This is a genomic window from Ignavibacteria bacterium, from assembly GCA_025612375.1.
GTDB lineage: Bacteria > Bacteroidota > Ignavibacteria > Ignavibacteriales > SURF-24 > JAAXKN01.
The window spans coordinates 1-2,040 of the sequence record JAAXKN010000107.1; the positions used below are offsets into that span (position 1 = coordinate 1).

General features: G+C 39.3%; 2 protein-coding genes. Both read left to right on the plus strand.

Going from position 1 to position 2,040, the window contains the following annotated elements; translation table 11 throughout:
- The coding region (locus HF312_21500) for a helix-turn-helix domain-containing protein (GenBank protein MCU7522787.1) at positions 1 to 89 on the plus strand (89 nt) is incomplete at its 5' end.
- Between the two features lie 373 nt (positions 90 to 462).
- On the plus strand, positions 463 to 1,938 hold the full coding sequence (locus HF312_21505) for a T9SS type A sorting domain-containing protein (protein ID MCU7522788.1): 1,476 nt from the start codon (positions 463 to 465) through the stop codon (positions 1,936 to 1,938).
- The last annotated feature ends 102 nt before the right edge of the window (positions 1,939 to 2,040 follow it).

The window sequence follows — 2,040 nt, forward strand, 5'->3', positions numbered from 1 at the left end:
TTTCAACGCTGGAAGCAATCTGTAAGACTCTTAACTGTCAGCCTGGAGATATACTGGAATATGTTCCGGATTCAACTAAATCAGACTAGCGGATAATTATGCGCCGAAAGTGCCCGAAGCAGAGTATGCCTGCTCCGGGTATTTAAGAATTTAATTTGGCGCAGACGTCACTTATCCAAAGCAGTTCCTTTTAACGCTGAACTGCCCCGCATAAATTAAAACTTGTGTACATGCTTCTGGGAAGTGTGGGTGCGTTGAATTTGATCTGATAATCATCAGCCCTCTGTTCTTTATCCAAAGAGGGCTGTCCATTCTGGGCTACAAGCTACATTTTATGCGCTCCATTTATGCTTGTACTTATAAATTTTTTCTTGTTATATTACATCAGCAGAATAATGGACCATTCAGTTAAGATTTACAGCTCTTTATAAAAAAGAAATCAGAGTCAATCCGGAATCCAGAATGAAAAACCTTTTGACCTTTTGCATTTTAATACTGATTCTGCAGGTCATTTTATATCCGCAGGATGCCAGAACAAAATACAAACTCCCAGGATATTCCTTACTAGAGGAAGAGGAACTTTTATCTCACAAAATTTCAGGCAGTAAAGGGCTACTGAACATCCCTGCTCCTCCAGCCAGCAGAATACAAAAAAACAACAGTTTTGAACAAAACGGCAGCATGTTCAAGCCCGTTAAGATTCTTGTTGATACTATTCGAAGATACACCTATGACTACGATAATAATGGGAATCAAACCTCTGAGCTGCTTGAAAATTATAAAGACGGCCGCCTGGAAATGTATTCTAAAACCGTCAGCAGTTATGATGATAAGAATAATCTCATAAATGCTCTTCATTTATTTTGGAATAACGGCCAGTGGGATAATGTTGACCGGACTATTTATACATACGATAAATATGACAACCTGCTTGATTTTCTTGAGCAGTATTGGGAGAATGGCGACTGGCATAATCATTATAAGGAAGTTTTTACTTATGATGGAAACGGGAATCAGCTTACCAGGCTTGACGTATACTGGCCTTATAAAGGAGGGGCTGACAGTATAAGACATACTTTTACCTATGATAATAACAACAATATTCGCACCTATGTATATGAGAATCAGTCGAATGGCATCTGGACGAAAGCATTCAGAATGACCTACACATACGATAATTATGGGAATATGCTGACAAATTTATATGAAGAATGGAAGGATAATGCCTGGATACCAAATCAAAAATACACAAGCACTTATGATGACCATGACAATTTTCTTACCAGTGTATGCGAGGTATTCATTGATGGGAAATGGGTATTTAGCTTTAGTCAAAGCAGTACTTACGACCATACGGGTAACAGGCTCACCTATTTAGAAGATAGTTTTTCAATGAATATTTACACTTATGACAGTAACGGAAACCTGACTGCTCAGCTTTTGCAATATAATTTATCGGGATCTTTCACAGACAGGATGAAATCCGTTTATACATACGACGATCATGGCAACGCAATAAAAGGTGAAGCTTTCGAGAAGCGGGATAATGCCTGGGCTCCTAGTTCAAACGGGTTAAATATGTATTATAACAACCGGAAAGATAAAATATCTTTCACGGGCAAAACTGTGGAAATTGAATATGAGGCGGTTGGAAGCAGGGAGCCTGCTGCGGTTCAGGTGTTTGACCTCATGCAGAATTACCCTAATCCTTTCAACTCTTCAACAACAATAAAGTACTCCATAAAAAAAGAGGGCCGCGTAAAGATTACAGTATTCGATATACTCGGAAACAGGGTTGCCGTTCCGGTGGATAAATATAAGCCTGAGGGAAGCTATTATGTGAAGTTTGACGGAAGCAGCCTTCCAAGCGGAGTATATATTTACATGCTTGAATCCGGCGGAAGTATTACGACAAAGAAACTTATATTGATGAAATGATTTTAAGGGATGTCATCGACTGCGGTTGATGACATCCCTGAATAATGTTTTTACTGGATCTCTTCTCCCCCAAGCTGAGTTTTTATGGCGCTGATTAAGGGG

What these genes read in the sequence shown, in the direction of transcription:
- HF312_21505 (MCU7522788.1), top strand. Translation starts at nt 463, where the DNA reads ATGAAAAACCTTTTGACCTTTTGCATTTTAATACTGATTCTGCAGGTC.